Source organism: bacterium, assembly GCA_016699045.1.
GTDB lineage: Bacteria > Babelota > Babeliae > Babelales > RVW-14 > AaIE-18.
Genome location: CP064957.1, coordinates 998703 through 1020287 on the forward strand (window position 1 = coordinate 998703; position 21585 = coordinate 1020287).

Consider the following 21585-nt stretch of genomic DNA (forward strand, 5'->3'; position numbering starts at 1 on the left):
TTTTTTGTCACATGCATTATGTGCACTGTTGTTGAATTTGTTAAAATAACCATTGCGAATCGGGATAAAAAATGAGTGAAATGATGCACTGGTTTATTGGGCAATTTGCAGCAATGATGACGTACACAATGTTCATTCAACCGTTCATGAAAAGAAAATTTAAAAAGTAATGGTGTTGGCCCCGCCAACGCGGAGTCCTTGAGAGCGTTTCTATTTTAAATTGTCGCGCACCATGATGCCGTTTTTAATTTTATAAAAATTATCAATACCAATTGCAGTTAAAAAATCAGCGTCATGGGAAATGACGATTAATGCCCCTGGGTAGCATTGCAAAACATCAATAACGTGTTGGCGGGTTTCAAGGTCCAAACAATTGGTAACTTCATCAAGAATTAAAAGCTGCGGGCTTTGGGCGGCAATTTGTGCTAACGAAAGACGGGTTTTTTCGCCACCAGAAAGATACTTGACCAGTTTTTCTACTTCTTCATTTTTTCTAAATAAAAAATCATTTAAATGTTTGCGAATTTCGGGTGAAGTCCATGTTGGTGCCGCTTCTTTTATGGTGTCAAAGACTGATGTGTTTTCATCAAGATTTTTATTGTGTTGGTCAAGATAGCCAATATCTTTTTGAGCTGGGACTTGCCATGCACCTTCGCGTATAACGCTGCGATGGTGCATGATTGCTTTGACTAATGTTGATTTTCCAGAAGCGTTGTTGCCAAGCAAGGCAATGCGTTCGGTACTCATAACGTGGAGGATGATATTTTCTAAAACCGGTTTTTGGTAGCCGCAGTTGCCTTCGCGAATGGTGATAAGTGTTTGTTGGTGGGCCGTACATGCCGGCAGATTGAATTTAGCGGTAATAGTTTCTGGTAGTCGAAACTCTTTTAATTCTGCTTCAATTTTGTGATGGACTTTGTTGATTTTGCCCTGTTTTTTATTGGTGGTGCGAGCGCCACTTTCTTGCATGGCTCGTAGCAAGATTTTATCATTTTCGTTTTTATTAGTGCGCTTTGATTGTGCGGCGCGTTTGTGTTCTGCCAATAAAGCTTCACGATTTTTTCTATCTTCTTTTTTTAAGAATTCGCGTTGTTTAATTTTTGCAAGATGTTCTGCTTTTTCGTGGGCGCGGTAGTCGTCATAATTGCCGGTAAAAAAATCTATTGTGCCATCGTGAATGTGCCAAATGTGGTCAACGTAGGTGCGTAAAAGCTCAATATCATGAGAAATAATAATGAGTGTGCCGGTATAATTTTTTAAAAGTCGCAGCAAAGACTTGCGATTGCTAGCATCCAAATGGTTGGTGGGTTCGTCCAAACACAAGACCGAAGGGTTTTGTGCAAGAGCTTGTGTCAGTGCTTTGTTCAAGCGCTGACCGCCGCTCAAGTGAGCATGGTCTTCAATAACTTGTGGTACATAACCAAAAACAACATTTTCAGGAATAATAACGCGGCCCTGAGAAGGCTCTAATAATCCCTGAATAATGTTGAGTAAGGCTGTTTTGCCATTGCCGTTTTTGCCAATGATGGCAATGCGGTCTCCGGGATGAATAGTTTTGTTTACTTTTTCAAAGCAGATTTTTCCTGGAAACACAACGCTAATATCTTTGAGAATGATTGGGGCATGAATCATAATTAACTCTTTTTTTAAAGGGCCAAAACCAACAAATAAACGAATGGTTACGGACTTATGCCCTTAAAGCAGGGCTGCTAAGAGTTAATTTTCATGATCGTGCCTTTACTCAGTGTACCCGCATTCTTTATTTGGGCAGGTATGTGTTTCTTTACCATCTTTGCTGCGCGTTACCAATAAATACGATGCTTTGCATTTTGGGCAAGGGTTTTCTACCACTTCACCAAAAATTGAGAAGCGACATTTTGGATAACCGGTACAGCCCCAAAAACTGCCACCTTTCCAGCGACGCTTTGCCATGGCGCTGTTGCATTGTGGGCAGCGCATTTTAAGCTGTTCTTGATGGATGTATTTACATTCTGGATAGCCAGGGCATGCCAAGAATGGTCCAAAGCGGCCAACTTTTTTAACTAAGTTTTTACCGCATTGTGGGCACTTGATATCAATAATTTCTGCATTTGCTTCTTCAGTGCTGATGCTGACATTGCCCGCTTCATCGCGGCTTGCGTTGGAGGTAAACTTACAGTCAGGGAATTTTGAGCAGCCCAAAAATTCACCTGATTTACCAAAGCGCAGCACGAGTGGTGCTTGGCAGGTTGGGCATAAAAGATCGGTTTCAATATTTCTGCGTGTTGCTTCAACGCCACCAAATTCAACAAGGTCCTTCTTAAATTTTCCATAAAATTCATGAAGAACGCTATCGCGCTCAATTTCGCCTTGGGCAATTTTGTCTAAATCTTCTTCCATTTTTGCCGTAAAGGTAATGTTAATAATGTCGGGCAGATTTTTGACCAACATCTCATTAACTGCTTTCCCTAGCTCGGTTGGCGTAAATTTCTTTTTATCTTTTTCTACGTAGCTCCGTTTCTGAATTGTAGACAGGGTGGCAGCGTACGTACTTGGTCGACCAATGCCGCGCTTTTCAAGTTCTTTAACCAGCGATGCTTCTGTGTAGCGTGGTGGTGGTTGCGTGAAATGCTGTCTGTTGCTTGCTTCAACAAGATCGAGCGTCTTTTGTTCAACCACTTCTTTTGGAATATTGGTTGTTTTTTGCTCGTCAGATTCTTCTTCTTCAACCAAATATACTTTCAAAAAACCGTCAAATATGAGGGTGGAGCCGGTAGCTTTAAAAGTATATTTGCCACTGTCGATTAACACTTGGCGTTGGAAATATTCAGCAGGCGTCATTTGACAGGCAACAAAGCGCTTCCAAATAAGTTCATACAATTTTGCTTGGTGCGGCTTGAGAAAGCGCGCAACCTTTTCTGGCGTCAAATCAATGTTAATTGGTCTGATTGCTTCGTGAGCATCTTGCGCGCCTTTTTTGCCATAAAAATTACTCGATTTTGGCAAATATTTATCGCCAAATTCTTTTTTAATGTAGCCGCGAACCGCTTTGAGTGCCGTGTCTGAAATACGCAGCGAGTCGGTACGCATGTACGTAATGAGTGCTTCTGGCGCGTCTTGTTTGCCAAGTGGCACACCTTCGTACAATTGCTGGGCAACGGCCATGGTGCGGTCAACCGAGAAGCCCAATTTGTTGTAGGCATCTTGCTGCAACGTACTGGTCATGAAGGGCGGCAAAGCATTTTTTGAGCGTTGTTTGTCGGTAATTTTGGTGACAACAAAATCTTTTTCTTTTTGAATTTCAACTAAAACTTTGTCGGCATCAGCCTTATTTTTGATGGCAATATTTTTGCCGCTAATTTTAAACAAGTCTGCTGGCAGCTTGGCTGCTTTAGTGACTTCAAAAATACCTTGAACAGACCATGATTCTTCGGGTTTGAAGTTAAGAATTTCTTCTTCGCGTTGGCAAATGAGCAACACAGCAACGGATTGTACCCGGCCGGCTGAAAGGCCTTTAGCGATTTTTTTCCAAAGAATTGGCGAGACTTCATAACCCACCCAGCGGTCAAGAATACGGCGTGCTTGCTGGGCGCTGACCTGATTGAGATCGATGGTTGTTTTATTTTCAATGGCTTGCGTAATGGCAGGTTCGGTAATTTCGTTAAACGTGATGCGATGAATTTTGCTGTCATCGCCAAAAACTTTTTGAATTTCTTGCCCGATGTGCCAAGAAATAATTTCCCCTTCCCGGTCAGGGTCAGAGGCTAAATATATTTCGCTTGATTTACGTGCTTGCTTACAAATGTCGGCAATAACGGTTGCTTTGTCTTTGATTGGTACATATTCAAGGGTTATCTTATTTGTTTTTGGGTCAATAGTAATACCAAGTTTGCGGCTTGGTAAATCTTTAATATGCCCAAAGGTGGACATAATTTTAAAGTCACTCCCCAAAAACTTTGAAATAGTTTTTATTTTTGAAGGTGATTCTACAATGAGGAGCTTTGGTCCATTTTCCATAACAGCGGTTCTCTTTTTGCCCATGCTAGTCCCCCCCGGTCATAGCGTTTTTATACTACTCTTTATTTGAATATTAACGATTGTATGCACCAACTTTTAACAATTGTTGTGTTTTTGTCAAAGTATTTATACCTTTATCCCATGGTCTTTATATAGTTTAGACATAATATTTTCAAGGAGTCAATATAAAATAAATAGTTTCTCTTTGGTCGCGCTGCTGCTTCATAATTCTTATGTGCTACTTGGATATAGTTGTGGGTCGATTGAGGAAAAGTATGGGTGTCGGGTCAGGGGTTTTGTCTTATTAAAAGTCAGGAGGGCGTTATGATTAATACCTTTATGTCTTGTTGGAAAGAATCTATTTTGTTTTTTTCTTTGCACAATCTTAATGCAATTGTGGTTGCTTTTGGCAAGGCGCTTGTAGCTTTTGTAAAAAAACTATGGTTTTTGATTTTTTTACTGCTGGGTTTACAGGCTTTTGAAATCTTTAACTCATTGGTTTGGCATAAAAACAGCACTTGGAGTATGTGGAATCTTTTGATCAATGCCGGTGTCTACGTAACTACGCTCGGTTGCTTTTTTATGTTTCTGTGGTCGGTTCGACCTTCTGCAAGCGGTTCGCTAGCTCCTAAGCACCGTGACTATTCTTTACAATTTTTTCAAAAAGTGGTGGGGTTTATTGCTTTGATGGTGCTGGCGCCGCTTGGTCTAGCGCTGGCGACTATTGGCGCTCTTTTCATTGTGGAATTGAGTAGCGAGGGAGCTACAGGCCTCAAATTATTTGTGCTGGGTATTATCAACAGTATCAAGTTTGCTTTGTGCTTTTTGCCGGGCATGCTTTTGTTAACGTTTATTTCGTTTGTGCCTGATTGGTTGGGATTGCCACTTTTTGCATTTCGAGTGCCGTGGACGAGTGGACCTATCGCTCAATTTTTGGCTTACTTGCCGCACGCCGTATCTTTGCTAGTCCCGATGGTGATTTCGTTGTGTGGTCTTATTGTCAGGGCTTTTCTTATTTCTGTGTGTGCTACATTTTTCATACAACTGAAAGGTCGATACAGTCGTTTGTTTAATTAGAGAGTTAACACGAATATTCTTGATGGCGGTCTGTTTTTTAAAAAATTGGCCGCCAATAATGTTTGATGGGGTTGGTTATATTTTTTTGCATTTTACGTTAAAATTAACTACTCTTTCAAAGCTAATTAAAAAATTCATTAAGTAAATGCCAAAAAAATAAGAGGGCTGTATGTTTTTTGATGAAGTGAGATCTTATTGGAAAGAGTCTTTTGATTTTTTTAAATGGCAAAATCTGCACTTGATGCTTCTGGCATCTTTGAACAATTTGCGGCGAGCCGCAGGTATTTTTGCAACAGAATTATGGTTTTTTGTCGTGATTCTTTTTTGCTTACAACTTTTTGATATTCTTAACTTATTTGTGTTTAATATTCAAGATTCATGGACGGGAGTCGATTTTTTGGTTCCTATGTACTTAAATATAGCGTCTCTGCTTGGTTTCTTTTTTTTTCTTTTGGCGGTGCGGCCGTCTGTCGAACGCAAGGATGATGCTTATTTTTTAAAATATATGTTTCGGTTTTTTGGTGTGATGCTAATTTTGGCTTTTATACCGTCATATCTGTTGCCGTTGCAGGTGGTAAGTATTTTTTTTAGTTGATCTGCCAGGTTCTTTCAGATCATTTTTTTCAGCGATTAAAAATGGCCTTTTGTTGTGTATCTATTTTTTACCTGCCATCGTTGGTTTGTCAGTGTGCTCATTGATACCCCATTTTTTATTTAGACCGCCACTCAGTGATTATGTTCGTCTTATAGCTTTGTTGACCCATAAACTTGCAGCCACTCAATCTATGGTGCTGGTAGTTGCTCTGCCGGTTGCTATCTTTTTAGTGAGTGTTGTGATAAAAGCCATCCTAATCGCTATTTGTGTTATGTACTACGTTAAAATCAAACATGCGCATCATCGATTATTTTTTAGCAATTAACAGGAACTATCTCATGTTTACTATTCTTCAGTACTGGCAGCAGTCCCTTGCCTTGTTTGTTCCAGCACGTTTTTGTTCCTTGCTTTTGTTGACGGCAAAAAAATATGGTCATGCATGTGTGCGTTTCGTTTTGTTTTTAATCTTCTTTTGATTGCCTCGCTGGTGGCTCGTTTTTTCTGTCCGCAAGAAGTTTTTATGATTCAAGAATTGGCGGCCAGTTCCTCAGAAAAGCTTTTGGAACGGAGTTCCTTGATGTGGTGGTTGCTTGGTTTTTCGTTAGCTGATTTTATGCTTCATGGTGGTTTTTTACTTTTTGTTCGCCAGAAATCAGATGATAAAATTACGAAAAATTATCTCTTTTCTTTTATGTTACGCTACATTCAATATTCGCTTATTTTTTCTTTGGTAATGCTTATGCTGGTTGTTTTTTTTGCATCATTGGGTATGACCGCCTTGCCGCACGTTCATTGGAGTGTGGTTATGATGGTACGTAGTCTTGAATTGATTATGCTGTTCTTTTGGTTTGATTCACCCTGCATGGTAAAAGATTTTTTTAAAGCTCTTGAAAAAGGCGTTAATTTTGTGCTGTATAATTTGCCTTTTTTGCTCATATTTTTAATCCTTGGGTTGGTGAGTCAGTTTGTGCTTAAGTTAGCAGTTTGTGGCTTGTCGGTTGAGTATGCAGATATTTTTGCTTTTTTAAATGGCAGACTTGAGCTTGTGGCGCCGATAACGGTGAGTGATGGGCAGTTGGCAATCTGGCGGGTACTTCTTTTCAAATATCTCAAATTTATGCTCGATTTTTTTTGGATATGTTTTTTGTGGGTTGTCTACGATCGTAAAAAAATGATTTCGTATGCCAACAGTTTTTTCTCGTGAGATAATGCCATGAACAAGGTGTGCCTTTTTGTTAAGACAGCAATTTTTTATGTGGGTGGCTTTCTTGTTTTTTTGTTTTTTTATATATTGTTGTTGCCACTGACGTTCTTGCCTGAGAAAACACGGCGTGATAATCGTTTTTATTATTGGCTTGGTGAAATGTTGTCACGAGCGCTGGTTAAACTTTCTTTTGTTCGGTACGAGATAAAAAATCTTGAAAATATGCCAACATACCCCGATCAACCCGCGATCATTTTAATTAATCATGCGTCGATGTTGGACATTCCTTTGGTTGAGGTGGCGTTGCAGGGCTACCCGCATATTTGGCTGGCAAAGCCAATTCCGTTGCTTAATATTTTGCTACGACGCATGCATCTGACTATTGAGCGTGACGACCCTTCCAAGCAGCTTAAAATTATTAAACAAGCTTGCGCTTTAGCAAAAGATCATGCCCGCCATCTGGTGTTATTTCCTGAAGGGACGCGCCACCATGATGGTCAGATACATGATTTTTTTGAAGGGTTTGCTGTATTCGCGCAACATCTTAAACGCCCAGTAATCCCGATTTTTATTGCTGGATTAAACAAGATATGCCCCAAGCAGAGTTTAATGATTGATTCTTCTAAATGTCTGGTTAAAATTAACATAGGCAAACCTATGTATGCTGATGGTAAAACGAGACAGGAATTTGTTGATGAGGTGCGGGGGTGGTTTGTAAGGGAAATGGCTAAATATAAAGCGTAAGCTTACAAATCTTGCAGGTGGTGTCATGTTTTTAAAGTTTGCATATCCAGAGCTCTTGTTTATTTTTGTACCAATCTTATTGTTGGCGATTGTGTATCGTTTGTTTTTATATCGGTTTCCGCGTTACATGTTTCCGTCCGTAGTAGTTCTTGGTGCCAGTGGCCTTTTAAAAGGAACGAGTTATAAACATGTTTTGATGGGATTGCGTTTTCTTGCATTGTGTGGTTTGTTGTTGATGATTGCGCGACCTCAGTGGATCGATGAGCAATCGTTTGTTAATGTTAATGGTGTTGATATTGTTTTAGCAATTGACGTTTCGGGCAGCATGCAGCTTTTTGATGATATGCATGATCGTCGTTCGCGGATTCAGGTTGCCAAGCAAGAAGCGATTAACTTTATTGAAAAACGTACCAACGATCCAATCAGTGTGGTGATTTTTGCTCATGATGCGCTTTCGCGCTCGCCGTTAACGCTGGACAAAAAATTTCTTAAAGATATTGTTGGCAGCCTTGAGTTGGGCGTTATCGATCCCAACGGAACCTTTTTGGGAACTGGTTTGGCAACAGCAGTTAGTCGTTTGAAAACTTCTGCAGCAAAAAGTAAAATTGTGATTTTATTGACCGATGGTGCGCCAAGTGTGCCAGAAAAAATTGATCCAGAAACTGCCATTGAGTTGGCAAAGCAATTTGACGTAAAAGTATATACCATCGGTATTGGTAACCAGCAAGGTGGTTTTATTCAACACCCATTCTTGGGTATTCAGCGAGCAGGGGTCGATCTCAATGTTGCGTTGTTGCAAAAAATTGCTCAAGAGACGAAGGGACGTTTCTTTGTGGCAAATAACCCGCGCGATATGCGTACTATTTACGATACGATTGATCAGCTCGAACGCACAGAACATAAAACCGATATGTTCCATAACTATTATGAAGCATTTCTAAGCTTCATTTGGGCGGTACTTTTGTTGGTTGGTATAGAATTATTGTTGCGATTTTTTGTATGGCGTGGCGTATCATGACGGATATATTTGGCATTCATTGGGCAGGGCTTGATAAAGTTTTGTGTCTGCCTGTTTTTGTATTGTTCATTTTTCTAGTTATTCGTAACTATGTTCGCATTAGTCGCTGTGCGCGGTTATTGGTTCATCCAACGTTGCGTAAAACAATTTTTGCTCATTATTCTGGTCGTAAGCAACTGATCAAAACATGGTGTTTGAGTACGGCGCTCGTGTTGTTATTTTTGGCGCTGTTGCAGCCGCAGTGGGGCAAAAAAGAGCATACGGTGGTTCAAGAGGGTCGCGACTTGCTCATGGTACTAGACGTTTCGCGTAGCATGTTGGCACAAGACTTTAAGCCAAGCCGGCTCGAATTTGCAAAGCTTAAAGTACGCAACTTGTTGGCCAAGCTCAACTTTGAGCGCGTTGGGTTGGTTTTGTTTTCAGGCTCTGCGTTCATGCAATGTCCGTTGACTATTGATCATGCAGCATTTTTAATGTTTCTCGATCACGTTGATGCTGAAGTTATTTCTTCAGGTACCACGGCGATTGATGTGGCGTTACAAAAAGCGATTGATGTGTATGCAAAATCAACCGCGCGTAAAAATAAAAATGTGTTATTAGTTACTGACGGGGAAGATTTTTCAACGAATCTTGCTGGCGTGAAAAGCAAAGCGCACGAGCAAAACATTCGTGTTTTTGCGTTGGGTGTTGGGTCTACCGAAGGTGCACCAATTCCGATTCTTGATGCACATGGCAATCAAGTTGGTCATGAAAAAGATGATAAGGGTGGGATTGCTTTGTCAGCATTGAATGAGAAACTTTTGCAGCAAATTTGTTCTGAGTTGCATGGATCATATTTTAAAGCGAGTTATGACGATCGAGATATCGACGCCATTGCTCATCAGATTCAGCAGCTTGAAAAAGAAAAATTTATGGATCAAAAAATATCACAGTACGAAGATCAGTACCCATGGTTGTTGGCGGGTGCTTGGCTGCTGTTTTTGCTTGAATGGCTTATTTGATTGGTGGAGATGGCAATGAAAATAACACAGACGGTATTTTTTATAATGTTGTTGATGCCAAGCATGGTGGTGGGCGGTCTTTTTACCAACTATGCACAACAAAAACCTGAAGAGACTATTGCTGAGCTTGAAAAAAAACAAATCGATGCCCCGCACGATCCCTACGTAAATTATAATTTGGGTGTTGCCTTGTACAAAGCGGGCAACTACGCTCAAGCGGTTAAAAACTTTGAGCGTGTGGCAGCGAATAAAAAAATAGATGAAGATTTTTCTTTGCGAGCCCGCTTTAATGCCGGCAATAGTTCTTATCGAGCAGCGCTTGAAGGTCTTGGTACGGGCTGGGAAGAAAAAAAAGAGTTGGATGACAAAATACTTGAACAAGCCATAGCGCAAACAAAAGCGGCGATTGCCTCTTATCAAGAAGTAATCAAACTTGATGATGACCATGAGCCAGCAAAAAATAATAAAAAACTTGCCGACGAATTACTGAAAAAACTAGAAGAAAAAAAGAAAAAACAGGAACAAGAAAAACAAGATAAAAAAGATCAAGAAAAAGATAAAGAGAAGCAAGATAACAAGCAAGATAAAGATAAACAAGATAAAAACGATCAGCAAAAACAGCAAGACAAAAAAGACAACAAGAACGATAAAAAAGATCAAAAAAAAGATGAGCAGGGCCAGCAAGATCGTGACAAGTCTGACCAGCAAGATGACAAAAATAAGCAAGAAGAAGGTCAGCAAAACGAAGGCGACCGCGATCAGAGCAAGCAAGATGGCGATCAAGAAAAACAGGAGAATCAAGACGCCAACAAATCTGATGAACAAAAAGAGCAAGAGCGAAAAGAGCGTGAGCAGCAAGAGCAAGAAGAGCAAGCAAAAACTGCTGAGCAAAAAGAACAAGAAGCTGCCCAAGCGGCTGCTGCTCGAGCAGCGCAGGGTCAAGAGCAGGATAAAGATGATGAAGGCATACAAAAACGCGGTGTGCGTGCCTTGCTTGAAAATTTAGATGAAGATGAATCAAAAAAACAAAAGGGTTTCATTGTGCAGCAAGTTAAAGGTGGTAATGCATCTGAACGGCAGGGACAAAAACCATGGTAAAAGAAAAAAGAGCCCGGAGTATCATAATGAATTATGTAAAAAAAATAAAAACAGTTGCACTGTTATTAATCATGCTGTATGCGACTCAGCTGGTGCAAGCAACGTCAATTAAATTAATGGCGCCTGATTTGCCGATAGTCAACAAGATGCCAACCGCACAAGTGGGAGAAACCTTTAGAATCAACGTTTCTGTTTCGCAAGATCGAAGCGATTCAGACGATGTGCATGTGCGCGGCCTGGGTAATTTGGTGGTGCAAGGTACTAGCCAAATGACGAATGTGTCGATTGTGAATGGAAACATGGTTGCAGAAAAAACGTATGAATACGATGTGCGAGCAGACCGAAAAGGTCAGATTACCGTTGGGCCAGCCGTTACGCACGAGCACAAAAAAGAAATTCTTTCCAACACGTTAACGATTAATGTTGTTGATTTGCCGGTGGCGCAACGTCAAAAAGATGCTCAAGCTTTAGACAAGCCGAGCGTGTTTGTGCAGATGGAAACAAACAAAAAAGAGCTTGTTGTTGGAGAGCCGCTCGAAGTTACATTACAAATTTTTATGCAAGGAAAAGTAATAGAGATTGGTGCAACCCCGCCAACATTTAAAGGTTTTTTTGTTAAAGAATTGGATAAAGATTTTTTACAAGGAAGAGGGTCTTTGGGCGACCAAGAATACGATGTTAGGCGTAAGCGCTATGTCATAGTGCCCATGGATAAAGGTATTAAACAGGTTGAGCCGGTACAAGTTGCTTACACGTATTCAGAAGAAAACAAAGGGCGTACCGGGCGTAACTCAATGTTTGCCGATCGTTTTTTTGAAGATTTCTTTTCACGTTCTCGCGTAACGCAGCAGCGTGTACGCTCAGAAGGTTTAGAAATTATCGTGGGCGATTTACTGCCAACAACCAAGCGCGTTGATGGGGTTGGTCTTTTTTCTGCGTTTACCGCAACGTTAGACAAAGATCAGGCTACGTTAAATGAGCCCATTATGTTAAAAATAGAATTGGCGGGCAAAGGCAATATTGATCAAATTGCTGATGTGCGTCTCAATTTGCCGGCAGGTTTAAAATCATACAAATCAAAAACGGCTGTGCATGACGATGTAACGCCAACAGCTTATCATGGCAGCCATAAAACATTTGAGTACATTATTCAAGTGCCATTTTCTGGTGAAGTTACGATTCCTGCCCAGCAATTTGTTTATTTTGATACGCAAACTCGTGATTACAAAACAATGACTACCAAGCCTGTTTCGATGACCATTGCGCCAGGTCCCGATGGTGCTGCCAGTGTGTCATCAAATCTATCGCATGAAAATAAGTCAGTACATGATAAGAAAAAAGTGACGACGGAAATAAAAGATATTCATCACATCGAAGAAGATGCGCCGCTTGCGCATCATGAAAGCAGAGCTTTGCCGTGGTGGGTATTTTTGTTGCTGATTTTGATTCCGGCATTGTTGTTCAAAAGCACCATGTTTGCACGGCCTTTCAAGCGTTTATTTTGCATATTATTTGGAGTTCGATTAAAGCGTAATACGCTTGCTAAGTTTGAAAAAGAACTTGAGTTGATGACTAAGCGTAGGCAGGCAGTTGAGTTGCATCGATTTTTTATAGATTTTTTTGCAGCAAAATACGAATGTTCTGCGCAGGCTATTACGGAAGAATGGATTGCGTGTAAGCTGGTTGACGATGAATGGAATCAAGAGAAGATTGATGAGTTTTTACATTATTTGAGTGATTGTGCCAGTTTAAGTTTTGCGGCTAAAAAAAATATAGCGGATGATGCAAAGCTTTTGAAAAACGCACACTATTGGTTTCTTATTCTGCATAAATGAGGGATTGGGCGATGAGATTTACGCAATTATGGGTAACGAGTTGTATGGCGATTATGCTTTTGGGTTGCCATGCTTATGGTGGTTCGGCGCATTATCAAGAGCAATTTTTACAAGCAAATGAGCTTTATAAAAATCAAAAATATGATGTTGCTTTTAAGTTATATGAACAGATTCCCCATAAAAGCGCTGCCTTGCTGTATAACATGGGCAATTGTTCTTATAAAATGGGCAATTTGGGACAGGCATTGTTGTGGTGGTTGCGCGCTGAAAAAGATTGGGGCATGTTCAACCGTGAAGAGTTGGTAACCAATATTCGGTTGGTTAAAACGCAGTTGGCCAAGCGCATAGCGGAAAAAGAAGAGGAATCGCCGGGTGTTGCCCGCATTAAGGCCGTTGTTGCGAATGTGCGAGATCCGTTGGTTTCTATGATTCACTCATTGTCGCTTTTGTGGCTACAGTTGTTCTTTTTGCTCATTTGGGCTATGCTTTTTATCTATGCTCGGTACTTTTGCCGTAAGCGACTGCGTAGCGTTGTGGTTGTTTTGTATATGCTCTTGGCCTGCTCGGGAGGGGCCCTGGCTGTAAAATACAGCATGAGTTGGTATACATATGGCTTGGTGGTTGTTTCAAAAGCTGAACTTTTGTCGGGGCCAGACCAAAGTTACCAAGTTCTTGGCAAGGTCTATGAAGGACAAAACGGTCTTATCAAGAAGCAGACGCAGGACTTTTATAAAGTAAAAGTGGGCAAAAAAATTGGGTGGATTCGTAAAGAATTCTTTGAAAAAATATAATACAATGAAAGCCATGGGGGGCTTATGAAGAGGATTATGGCAGTTGGCAGGTATAGCTGCCAACTGGCTTTGTTGGTTATTTTGGTAAGCTGTGGCAAGCATGAAGCGTCAACTGGTGCTTTTGGCGCGGTCTCTGGCGCGATGATTGGTAATGCTGTTTCTGGTAGAAACAGCAAAGGTGCTGGTACGTTGGTGGGTGCAGCCCTCGGGAACCTTTTGGGTCGTGAAGTTGGTAAATCAGCTGATCAGGATGAAAAAGACCATAAAATAGAGCGACGCGTTGTAGCACAAGAACAGCGCCTTCGTGAAGCACAACTTGAGCGAGTGCGGCTTGAAAATGAGCTTTTAAAGCGCCAAGTAAAAAATTGGTGTGCTTACTGTTGTAAGCGCGTTACGTTGAGCGGTGCTAACCGTTGTCCAGACTGTGGCGATCGGTTAGTGCGAGAAAAATGCTGCGAGCGTTGCGCAGGAGTTTTTGAAGCTCATTCACGTTATCGCTACTGTCCATATTGTCCAGAACGCGTGTTGCTATCGTATCGTTAATTAAAAATATATAATGTAAATGTTATAAAAAGGCTCTTAACCAGGGCCTTTTTTCTTGGTATTCCCTCTTTCTTTACTTTTGATTTTATTTTCTATTATAATTTAATTATAAACAAGTGCTTTAATTGCTAGCGTTTTGAATGGTATTAAAAGTAAGAAAAAGGGAGATTATTATGAAACGTATCCTTATTGCGCGCTTTGTTGTGTATGTTGGTATTTTGAGTTTAGGGCTCTTTCTTGCAAGTTGTACTAAACAAGAAACCACAGCGGCGGGCGTGATTCTTGGTGCGGCTGGTGGCGCTGCCATTGGTGGTGCGGCAGGTGGTACTGGCGGGGCGGTTGCTGGCGGTGTCGCTGGTGGCGTGCTCGGCGGTGTTATTGGTCATGCTTCTGGCAAAAGTGACAAAAAATAACATATAAAAAAATTCTTCCCCACAAATAAAAGAGGCTTTTAAGTAAGTGGCAAAACTTGCTTGAGCCTCTTTTATTGTTTAAAATAAAGGTTTACTACAACAAAATATTTTTATCATAATTTTTCGAAATAAAAATCATTATGAATAATGTACTGACCATCAACAATATTCATGCTGCCGTTGAAGGCACAACAATTTTAAATGGCATTCAGCTTGCTCTTGAACCTGGCAGAATTCATGCCATTATGGGGCCCAACGGTTCTGGTAAGAGTTCACTGGCGCTTACGCTCATGGGGCATCCGCGTTACACGATTACGGAAGGTTCTGTTGTATTGAGGGGCCAAAAACTTAATGATTTGTCGCCCGACAAACGTGCTAAGCTGGGGATGTTTTTGGCGATGCAACATCCGTATGAAATTGATGGTGTTGTGTATAAAGATTTTTTGCGTCAAGCATACAATGCCATGTACGATGGCACAGATAAGCAATTACGTATTCGCGACTTTCATGCGTTGCTGTTGAGTAAAGTGGCGCTCTTAAAAATGGATCCTGCTTTTATTGATCGCTTTATTAATGTTGGTTTTTCTGGTGGCGAAAAAAAACGCGCCGAAATTTTACAATTGGCGGTCTTGCAGCCAAAAGTCGCGATTCTTGATGAAATTGATTCTGGTCTTGATATTGATGCTTTAAAGATTGTGTGTGAGGGATTGCGCGCGGTAAAGCACGACAATCCCAACATGGCCATTTTAATGATTACGCATTATCAGCGTATTTTGCAGTATCTCAAGCCTGATGTAATTCACGTGATGCGTCACGGCAAAATTGTAAAATCTGGCGACGCTTCACTTGCTGATGAACTTGAAGCTCACGGCTACGACGAGTAACAAGTTTTTTATTCAGCTGCTTCTTCTTTTCCCTTGTCTTCAGTATCTAAAGTAGCAACTTTTTCATCATACAGTTGCTTGAAAATCTGGTAGACATTATAATCAACAGCTTCTGATTTATTGCGATTTAATACTTCATTAAATAGAGCGTTAAATTCATCAATAGCTTGTTTTTTTTCATTGAGCAATGCATCGGTGATACCAAATTTATCAATAACTAACGCCAACTCTTGGGGTGTTATTTTCATTTCTTCTTGTATTGTTAATATTGTTAAGAAATCATCCCACGCTTTTTTAATAATGATGAGTTGTTGGGGCGTTTTTAAAATTTGTATTTCTTGCGTGAAACAAGCTACAAAATCTGCCATGCTTACCTTATCTGAAATGGTGGACAAGTGATTAACGATTGCTGTATCCTTGTTAAATGGCATTGCGCTACTCGAACTTAATTGACTGCGCGGGCCCTTTGGGGTGCCACTGCCTTCAGGAGTCGTAATGGGAAGGTTACTAAGGCCTAAGTTGGTGAAATTTCTATTGAGGTTGCGCATAGTTGGATCTGAGTTTCGGCCTCGTGGCAGTATATTTTGCTTACTAGCTGTTGAGACTGATGGTCGGCGTCTTTGTTGATAAAAAGCGGGTATTTCTTGGTGTGGGTCGAGTGAGTTTCTGTTTTTGCCATTTGATATGGTTGGTAGGTCAGTAGGTGTTATATCTGGCTGGTCTGCGGCTTTTTTAGCAGCTTCTGTTCTTGGAGTTACTAGTGTTGCAGACGTGCTTCTTTTAATGTTTTTAACACGCAACTTTGTTTTTGCAAATCCAAAAAGCATAGAACAATCATCGAAGAGCTTTTGATTGTTTTCTAATACGATATCCAGTGTGTCAAAGTATGATTCATACCGCGTATCAAGGGAAGACTCATTAATTACAGCATTATTGATGTGTCGTTGCAAAAACCAAACAAACATATCGCCAATCGGTAGACAAGTTGCTTCACTAAAAAATTTTGAGGTAATAGCATCAATAGCGGCGATTGGTTTTTGATTGTACATTTTTCTAAACACGTCTCTCAGGTCTTGCTGTGAAAATTCAGTGAAAAAATACCAAACACTAAAGTGGTGAGTATGTTGTAATGACGTTGGAATTTTATTCAAATAAGTCAGCAAATTAGACTCTTTTTTGGTTTTATCGCGCAATTTAGTGATAAAATCTTTGATTGGTTGTAGACTTGGTTGAACCAGTGTTTCGAAATGTTCTTGGTTTCGTGGGCTGTGAGTTTTAAAATTGTCCCCTGTGCAAAGGGTATCATGACGTGGGCTATGTTTTCCGGCGCTCCAGGTACTTGAACGATTTAAAGAGGTGTTTGATGCAAATAAAACACCTCTTAGATAATCATACGTTTTTTCACAAACATTATCGGTTGTTATATCAGTAAGGTCTGGTAAACGTAGAGGCACAGGAATTTTAGTCTCTTGCGCGGCTGCTTCTTGAGTTTCCGATTCTTCTTTCAAAGATGCTGCTCCGTGGTTTTTTTCCACACAACAAGAAATGACAATACACAGCAAGATACTTTTTTTTAGCATAATAAATCCTTGAATCAATGAGATTATAAATAGTGTCCTGTAGGCTGGTTAAATACTATCAGGATAGTTTTCTTTTGTGCAAGTTTTATTGATGACAGTCTAAAATGTCAGTCTTCATGCTTTAAAATTTCTGCCATACCATTGCGTATGTTTTGTATCCACGCCAAAATTAAGTTAAGCGCATCTTCCTTGGTAAGGCATTCTGGGCTTTGTTTTTTTAGATTCTTGTGTGCATTGGCTCCCAGAGTAAAAAAGGCAAGAGCTTTTTCGGGAAAAAATCGGGAAAAAATATAAAAATAGACCACATCGATGTGGACAGGTTGCCGGTATAGGGTGGTTTTGATGTGAAAGAGCTCAGAAAAATCAAGGACAGGGCGGATGAATTTTTCATAAAAATTATCGCCTTCTGAATTCATGTTTCTAGATAATTCTTGAGCATGAAAAATGATGGCGTTGTGTACGGCTTTGTCAAGAACGCTTAATATTGTTGGTGCCGTTTCTTTGGTGATTGTTTGATAATTAAGATCTCGTTGGATATCAAGAACTATAAGGTTTTCAGTTTGAATTTCATAAGGTGGCTGAGTGCTTGCGGCATGCTGCGATGGTGCAATGGCAACCAACATAACTAAAGAAAGAATAAATTTTTTCATATTTTATTCTTTCTTTTCTACGATTGCTTTCATGCCGTCGTATATGGCCTTGCGCCAGTTCACAATTAACGTTAAAGCTTGATTGATATCGTTGCCCTTTTGTCCCTCTGTCTCTAATAGTTCTCTCAAGTTTTTTGTCAGATCTAAAAGAGCGGCAGCTTTTTCAGGAAAACAGCGAGAAAAAATATAAAAATAAATGACATCAACATGGACAGGTTGTTGATACATAGTGGTTCTAAGGTGCAAAGAATCATAAAAAGTAATAGCCTTTTTGATGAAATTTTCATAAATTTCATCAAACTTAGGATCATAGTATTTAGATTCTGTTTGTGCATAACATTTGATAGCATAGTATGTGGCTATGTTTAGTTTTTTTAAAATAGCCGGTGCTGTTTCTTCAGTTATTGTTTGATGATTAATGACAGTTTTATCAATATTGAGGAGGGTGATTTTTTGTTCTCGTTCGCTGTATGGCCTTTTAGCTTTAGCAGCAGCGTTAAGCGATGGGGCAACGGAAATCAGCAAGAGCGATGAGAAAATAAATTTTTTCATACTATTATTTTCCTAAAATAGTGGTAAACGATGCGATAAGATGCTCGGTAAAAATCTTAACCATTTCTTGTGCTTGGTGTGGAGCGAAAAATTTTTGTTGTGCAAGTTCCTGTTTGGCTTGTTCCATGGCGCTGTGTAATTTTGTTTTGTCTTCGGTACTGACTGCTTTAAGTGGTCGCGTAAGTCGGTAATCATTCATGTCAAACGTCGTCATGCACGATTGTATAATGGATTCGCTCAAGGCTTGCGCGTTTTCAGGTTCAGGATTTTTTTTATACGGCATAAAAACTTCAGCTGAAGCAAGTATTTCGTCAGACATGGTTTGGAGAGTCGTAACAATTTCTTCATTATGAGTAAACGCTGTGCTGCTGAATAATATGGCGGTTGCCAGAGCATAATATTTTTTCATCTATTTCCCTTTCTTATGTTTATTGCAGTGCGTATTGTACCATAATTCATAACGAAAAAAATTCAAAGATATTTTTACTTTTGACTAAAAACATAAAAAGTATTGCATCATGTTTTAATCGCGTGCAAAACTAACAAGGTGATCAGTACGAATATTAGAATAAAGGAGAAAGACGTGAAAGTACAAAAAGCGTTTACCTTAATTGAATTAATGATTGTAATGGCCATTATGGCCTTTTTAGCAGGCATTGCTGTGCCGCAATATTTTCATTATCAATTGCGTGCCCGCCAAGCAGAAGTTGGGATGATTTTGGCATCGTTGCACACCGCGCAGCAAGTTTATTTTGCAGAAAATGGTAAGTATACCAGCGTGCTGAATGGCGATCAGGGTTTGAATTGGAAGCCTGAGGGGTATCGTGGTGGCGGTGCTGATGAAAACTTTTATTATACGTACGGCTTTAACGTGCCTGGTGCGCAAGAGGGCATTCATTATTTTACTGGCAAGCTCGGTGCAGCTAAAGAAAATTTGGGACAATCGTATGCCGATCAATCAAGCTTTCTTGCCAAAGCAGCGGGTGATTTACGCGGAAAAAATGATATTGATGTGTGGCAGATTGATGAGTCGCGTAAAATTACGCATGTACAAAATGGTCTTTGATTAAAAGAACAGCGCGATCAGCGGTTCTTGAAAAAAATAATACATGATGGCGCCCAGCGACAAAAAAGGCCCGAATGGAATGCGTGTCGTTCTATCTCGATTGGCAATATTGAGATAGAGTGTGCCAAGTACGAGTGCTGAAAATGATCCTAGCATGAGAGTTATCCAAATACCGAGTGGCCCCAAAAAGGCACCAATGAATCCCAGTAATTCCATGTCACCAACGCCCATTCCTTCTTTTTTTTTGATTACTTTAAAAATGGTCGCCGTAAGCCACAGGCAGCCATAGCCGGCAATGGCACCAATTAAACTTTCTGTGCCAGAAATTGACAATAAGTTACTATAACCAAGTGCTATGCCAACAGGAATCAACCACAGCGTTACTGCTTGTGGAATGACCATGGCAAACAAATCGGTAGCGCTTGAAAAGATTAAACAAGAAAAAAATAAGCCGTAAATTACTAACGTATAAACTTGTTCTGTTTCAAGTACGAGTAGTGGCCAGCTGTTGATAAGTTGAGCTGTTTGGAAAAGTAAGGCGGTAAAGATCAAGCTTGATAATAATTCAATAAATGGGTACACCAACGAAATTGGTGCAAAGCAGTTTAAACATTTGCCGCGCAAAGCCAGCCACGAAATAACCGGTAGATTGGCGTACCACGGAATGCGGTGATCGCATGCTGGGCAATGAGAACGAGTTCGTAAAAAATGTTTATCAAACGCAACTCGGTAGGCACTAGCGCATAAAAAAGATCCCCACGCTAAAGAAAACAAAATCCATAACGCTAAAAAAATAAAGGTGGTCATGTAATGCCTTTCAGGCCAGCTTTAATGAGATCATGCACATGAATTAAGCCGCATACTTTGTCATGATCAACAACAACCAAAGAAGTAATATTACTGTTTTCCATGATCATAAGCGCATCGTGTGCTGGTTTGTGCAAAGAGATTGTTTTTGGATTTTTTGTCATGATGGTAATCGCGGACTGTTCAAAGACCGTGGGGCCTTGTGTGCAGGCACGACGCAAATCGCCATCGGTAATAATGCCTAAAAGCTTTTGTTTGTCATCAATAATAATTCCTACACCTAATTTTTTTGAGGTAATGGTGAGTACCACATCTTGAAATGACGCTGTTGGTGCCAGCAGTGGAAGAGCGCTTTCTGAATACATTAATGATTCAACGGTGAGGAGTAATTTTTTGCCTAGTGCGCCAGCGGGGTGGACGCGCGCAAAGTCGTACTTAGTGTAACGTTTGTATTTGCTAACAGTGATGGCAATTGCATCGCCAAAGGCCAGCATCAAGGTTGAGCTGCTTGAAGGTGCTAGTCCCAAGTGGCACGCTTCTTGGGCAAATGGCAGTTGAATGACCAAATCTGCCTTACGGCTGAGTACACCCAAATCGCAACACCACAAAATAGCGCGCAAGTTGCTGCTGTGCAAAAATCTGAAAATGTGTTCAAGTTCTATGCCGGTACCGCTTTTAGAAAGGGCGATAAAAAGATCATGAGGTTGAATAGCACCCAAATCGCCGTGCAAGGCATCGTTTGGATGCAAAAAAAAAGCGGGAACGCCCAAGCTTGCAAAGGTTGACGCTAATTTTTGGCCAACCAAGCCAGACTTGCCACTTCCCGAAAATATAACTTTTCCTGAAACCTGTGCAATAATTTGCACAAGTTGAACCGCCGTTGTCGGCATATGTTGTGATAAAAATTGAAGACTTGCTGCTTCAGCTGCAAGAACGCGAACCAATTCTTGCTCAATGAGCGAAGGATTAAGGTGTTTTGATGTGCGATGGCTTTCGGCCTGTTCGCTCAGCATCCCATTGCTCCTGCTTTAGTTACGTATTGGTTACGCGTCAGGTCCTTCTGTTTGTTCAGCGTGCTCGTCCAAATCATGTTGAACTTTATCAAGAAGCTCATTAATCTTGAGTACTTTTTCTTGCTTTTCGTCAAATAAGAAAATCAAGCTCGGTGTATACTTGCCATGCATGACTTTTGAAAGAGCAGTACGAAGTGAAGGTTTATAAAGCTTGAGCCGTTCGAGAGCTTTTTCAAACATTGCCAACGCTGCAGCCTTAAAATCCTGTACACATGGATCTGGATAGGCAGCAAAATAGATGTAGCAGATACCGTTGTCAGCTGAAAGCTCAACTCTGGTAATAAAAACTGCGGCAATGTCAGGTTCTTCTTGTGAAAGTTTATGAACTAATGTTGCAATTTCTCGCAACAAGAAAGATTTTTTTTGTTCTTTTTTTCGTTCGTTTGGTTTTCGTTCATTCACAGCAGAAAGACTCATCTTCGCTAAAAAGCGTGCTAAAAGACTAGGAGCTCAGTAATTCAATATTTTTCAGGATGCCGTTCTTAATGGCACGCATGAGGCGTTTACGCTTTTTTTGCGTGGTTGGCTCAAAGTACACTTGACGCTTCATGTCGCGGACAACGCCTTCGCGTTCAATTTTCTTTTTGAGCTGCTTAAGACTTTTTTCAAGATTACCTTGAACCTGAATTTCGATGTTAAACGTTTTTTTTGCCATACG

23 protein-coding genes are annotated in these 21585 nt (G+C 40.4%); 13 read left to right on the forward strand and 10 right to left on the reverse strand.

Annotation, left to right across the window (positions count from 1 at the left end; translation table 11 throughout):
* Positions 1–210: 210 nt before the first annotated feature.
* Positions 211–1632 (reverse strand): ABC-F family ATP-binding cassette domain-containing protein, encoded by a 1422-nt coding sequence (locus IPF37_04535; protein ID QQR48800.1) that lies wholly within the window; start codon positions 1630–1632, stop codon positions 211–213.
* Between the two features lie 105 nt (positions 1633–1737).
* The gene (topA, locus tag IPF37_04540) at positions 1738–4020 is read right to left on the reverse strand and encodes a type I DNA topoisomerase (protein QQR48801.1); all 2283 of its coding nucleotides are present in this window, start codon (positions 4018–4020) and stop codon (positions 1738–1740) included.
* Between the two features lie 300 nt (positions 4021–4320).
* On the opposite strand from topA, the gene IPF37_04545 reads away from it, so the two are divergent.
* The 12 genes from IPF37_04545 to sufC all read left to right on the forward strand — a co-directional run bounded on the left by IPF37_04545 (position 4321) and on the right by sufC (position 15199).
* Complete coding sequence (locus tag IPF37_04545; protein QQR48802.1) at positions 4321–5073, forward strand: hypothetical protein; 753 nt, start codon at positions 4321–4323, stop codon at positions 5071–5073.
* A gap of 241 nt (positions 5074–5314) precedes the next feature.
* On the forward strand, positions 5315–5668 hold the full coding sequence (locus IPF37_04550; protein ID QQR48803.1) for a hypothetical protein: 354 nt from the start codon (positions 5315–5317) through the stop codon (positions 5666–5668).
* A 439-nt stretch (positions 5669–6107) separates the two neighbouring features.
* Positions 6108–6872 carry a hypothetical protein gene (locus tag IPF37_04555; GenBank protein QQR48804.1) on the forward strand — a complete coding sequence of 255 codons (765 nt, stop codon included), beginning with the start codon at positions 6108–6110 and terminating at the stop codon, positions 6870–6872.
* 9 nt (positions 6873–6881) lie between these two features.
* On the forward strand, positions 6882–7616 hold the full coding sequence (locus tag IPF37_04560) for a 1-acyl-sn-glycerol-3-phosphate acyltransferase (protein QQR48805.1): 735 nt from the start codon (positions 6882–6884) through the stop codon (positions 7614–7616).
* Between the two features lie 25 nt (positions 7617–7641).
* A complete protein-coding gene (locus IPF37_04565; GenBank protein ID QQR48806.1) occupies positions 7642–8634 on the forward strand; it encodes a VWA domain-containing protein in 993 nt (330 codons plus the stop codon).
* Positions 8631–9635 carry a VWA domain-containing protein gene (locus tag IPF37_04570; GenBank protein ID QQR48807.1) on the forward strand — a complete coding sequence of 335 codons (1005 nt, stop codon included), beginning with the start codon at positions 8631–8633 and terminating at the stop codon, positions 9633–9635. The genes IPF37_04565 and IPF37_04570 overlap by 4 nt, the downstream gene beginning before the upstream one ends.
* A gap of 15 nt (positions 9636–9650) precedes the next feature.
* Complete coding sequence (locus IPF37_04575) at positions 9651–10733, forward strand: tetratricopeptide repeat protein (GenBank protein ID QQR48808.1); 1083 nt, start codon at positions 9651–9653, stop codon at positions 10731–10733.
* A gap of 26 nt (positions 10734–10759) precedes the next feature.
* Positions 10760–12568, forward strand: coding sequence for a BatD family protein (locus tag IPF37_04580; GenBank protein QQR48809.1), 1809 nt, complete (start codon positions 10760–10762; stop codon positions 12566–12568).
* An 11-nt stretch (positions 12569–12579) separates the two neighbouring features.
* Positions 12580–13359: a hypothetical protein gene (locus IPF37_04585; GenBank protein QQR48810.1), complete on the forward strand. Its 780-nt coding sequence runs from the start codon at positions 12580–12582 to the stop codon at positions 13357–13359.
* Positions 13360–13383: 24 nt separating this feature from the next.
* Entirely contained in the window at positions 13384–13902 is a 519-nt protein-coding gene (locus IPF37_04590) for a glycine zipper 2TM domain-containing protein (protein ID QQR48811.1), read from the forward strand.
* A 173-nt stretch (positions 13903–14075) separates the two neighbouring features.
* On the forward strand, positions 14076–14315 hold the full coding sequence (locus tag IPF37_04595; protein QQR48812.1) for a hypothetical protein: 240 nt from the start codon (positions 14076–14078) through the stop codon (positions 14313–14315).
* A gap of 140 nt (positions 14316–14455) precedes the next feature.
* On the forward strand, positions 14456–15199 hold the full coding sequence (gene sufC, locus IPF37_04600) for a Fe-S cluster assembly ATPase SufC (GenBank protein QQR48813.1): 744 nt from the start codon (positions 14456–14458) through the stop codon (positions 15197–15199).
* A gap of 8 nt (positions 15200–15207) precedes the next feature.
* On the opposite strand, the gene IPF37_04605 is transcribed toward sufC, so the two are convergent.
* From IPF37_04605 to IPF37_04620, 4 genes are all read right to left on the reverse strand, one after another.
* On the reverse strand, positions 15208–16779 hold the full coding sequence (locus IPF37_04605; protein QQR48814.1) for a hypothetical protein: 1572 nt from the start codon (positions 16777–16779) through the stop codon (positions 15208–15210).
* Between the two features lie 107 nt (positions 16780–16886).
* Positions 16887–17429 (reverse strand): hypothetical protein, encoded by a 543-nt coding sequence (locus tag IPF37_04610; GenBank protein ID QQR48815.1) that lies wholly within the window; start codon positions 17427–17429, stop codon positions 16887–16889.
* A gap of 3 nt (positions 17430–17432) precedes the next feature.
* Positions 17433–17981, reverse strand: coding sequence for a hypothetical protein (locus IPF37_04615; protein QQR48816.1), 549 nt, complete (start codon positions 17979–17981; stop codon positions 17433–17435).
* 4 nt (positions 17982–17985) lie between these two features.
* Entirely contained in the window at positions 17986–18390 is a 405-nt protein-coding gene (locus tag IPF37_04620) for a hypothetical protein (GenBank protein QQR48817.1), read from the reverse strand.
* Between the two features lie 174 nt (positions 18391–18564).
* On the opposite strand from IPF37_04620, the gene IPF37_04625 reads away from it, so the two are divergent.
* A complete protein-coding gene (locus IPF37_04625) occupies positions 18565–19047 on the forward strand; it encodes a prepilin-type N-terminal cleavage/methylation domain-containing protein (GenBank protein QQR48818.1) in 483 nt (160 codons plus the stop codon).
* On the opposite strand, the gene IPF37_04630 is transcribed toward IPF37_04625, so the two are convergent.
* From IPF37_04630 to rpsU, 4 genes are read right to left on the reverse strand one after another with little or no spacing between them, the layout of a single operon-like run.
* Positions 19048–19854 (reverse strand): prepilin peptidase, encoded by an 807-nt coding sequence (locus tag IPF37_04630; GenBank protein QQR48819.1) that lies wholly within the window; start codon positions 19852–19854, stop codon positions 19048–19050. It lies immediately after the preceding gene.
* Positions 19851–20867 carry a KpsF/GutQ family sugar-phosphate isomerase gene (locus tag IPF37_04635; protein QQR48820.1) on the reverse strand — a complete coding sequence of 339 codons (1017 nt, stop codon included), beginning with the start codon at positions 20865–20867 and terminating at the stop codon, positions 19851–19853. Before IPF37_04635 ends, IPF37_04630 begins: the two co-directional genes overlap by 4 nt.
* Positions 20868–20897: 30 nt before the next feature.
* Positions 20898–21329 carry a ribosome-binding factor A gene (locus IPF37_04640; protein ID QQR48821.1) on the reverse strand — a complete coding sequence of 144 codons (432 nt, stop codon included), beginning with the start codon at positions 21327–21329 and terminating at the stop codon, positions 20898–20900.
* Positions 21330–21369: 40 nt separating this feature from the next.
* Positions 21370–21582 carry a 30S ribosomal protein S21 gene (gene rpsU, locus IPF37_04645; protein ID QQR48822.1) on the reverse strand — a complete coding sequence of 71 codons (213 nt, stop codon included), beginning with the start codon at positions 21580–21582 and terminating at the stop codon, positions 21370–21372.
* Positions 21583–21585: the final 3 nt, after the last annotated feature.

What these genes read in the sequence shown, in the direction of transcription:
- IPF37_04535 (QQR48800.1), bottom strand. Translation starts at nt 1,632, where the DNA reads ATGATTCATGCCCCAATCATTCTCAAAGATATTAGCGTTGTGTTTCCA.
- topA (QQR48801.1), bottom strand. Translation starts at nt 4,020, where the DNA reads ATGGGCAAAAAGAGAACCGCTGTTATGGAAAATGGACCAAAGCTCCTC.
- IPF37_04545 (QQR48802.1), top strand. Translation starts at nt 4,321, where the DNA reads ATGATTAATACCTTTATGTCTTGTTGGAAAGAATCTATTTTGTTTTTT.
- IPF37_04550 (QQR48803.1), top strand. Translation starts at nt 5,315, where the DNA reads ATGCTTCTGGCATCTTTGAACAATTTGCGGCGAGCCGCAGGTATTTTT.
- IPF37_04555 (QQR48804.1), top strand. Translation starts at nt 6,108, where the DNA reads ATGTGTGCGTTTCGTTTTGTTTTTAATCTTCTTTTGATTGCCTCGCTG.
- IPF37_04560 (QQR48805.1), top strand. Translation starts at nt 6,882, where the DNA reads ATGAACAAGGTGTGCCTTTTTGTTAAGACAGCAATTTTTTATGTGGGT.
- IPF37_04565 (QQR48806.1), top strand. Translation starts at nt 7,642, where the DNA reads ATGTTTTTAAAGTTTGCATATCCAGAGCTCTTGTTTATTTTTGTACCA.
- IPF37_04570 (QQR48807.1), top strand. Translation starts at nt 8,631, where the DNA reads ATGACGGATATATTTGGCATTCATTGGGCAGGGCTTGATAAAGTTTTG.
- IPF37_04575 (QQR48808.1), top strand. Translation starts at nt 9,651, where the DNA reads ATGAAAATAACACAGACGGTATTTTTTATAATGTTGTTGATGCCAAGC.
- IPF37_04580 (QQR48809.1), top strand. Translation starts at nt 10,760, where the DNA reads ATGAATTATGTAAAAAAAATAAAAACAGTTGCACTGTTATTAATCATG.
- IPF37_04585 (QQR48810.1), top strand. Translation starts at nt 12,580, where the DNA reads ATGAGATTTACGCAATTATGGGTAACGAGTTGTATGGCGATTATGCTT.
- IPF37_04590 (QQR48811.1), top strand. Translation starts at nt 13,384, where the DNA reads ATGAAGAGGATTATGGCAGTTGGCAGGTATAGCTGCCAACTGGCTTTG.
- IPF37_04595 (QQR48812.1), top strand. Translation starts at nt 14,076, where the DNA reads ATGAAACGTATCCTTATTGCGCGCTTTGTTGTGTATGTTGGTATTTTG.
- sufC (QQR48813.1), top strand. Translation starts at nt 14,456, where the DNA reads ATGAATAATGTACTGACCATCAACAATATTCATGCTGCCGTTGAAGGC.
- IPF37_04605 (QQR48814.1), bottom strand. Translation starts at nt 16,779, where the DNA reads ATGCTAAAAAAAAGTATCTTGCTGTGTATTGTCATTTCTTGTTGTGTG.
- IPF37_04610 (QQR48815.1), bottom strand. Translation starts at nt 17,429, where the DNA reads ATGAAAAAATTTATTCTTTCTTTAGTTATGTTGGTTGCCATTGCACCA.
- IPF37_04615 (QQR48816.1), bottom strand. Translation starts at nt 17,981, where the DNA reads ATGAAAAAATTTATTTTCTCATCGCTCTTGCTGATTTCCGTTGCCCCA.
- IPF37_04620 (QQR48817.1), bottom strand. Translation starts at nt 18,390, where the DNA reads ATGAAAAAATATTATGCTCTGGCAACCGCCATATTATTCAGCAGCACA.
- IPF37_04630 (QQR48819.1), bottom strand. Translation starts at nt 19,854, where the DNA reads ATGACCACCTTTATTTTTTTAGCGTTATGGATTTTGTTTTCTTTAGCG.
- IPF37_04635 (QQR48820.1), bottom strand. Translation starts at nt 20,867, where the DNA reads ATGCTGAGCGAACAGGCCGAAAGCCATCGCACATCAAAACACCTTAAT.
- rpsU (QQR48822.1), bottom strand. Translation starts at nt 21,582, where the DNA reads ATGGCAAAAAAAACGTTTAACATCGAAATTCAGGTTCAAGGTAATCTT.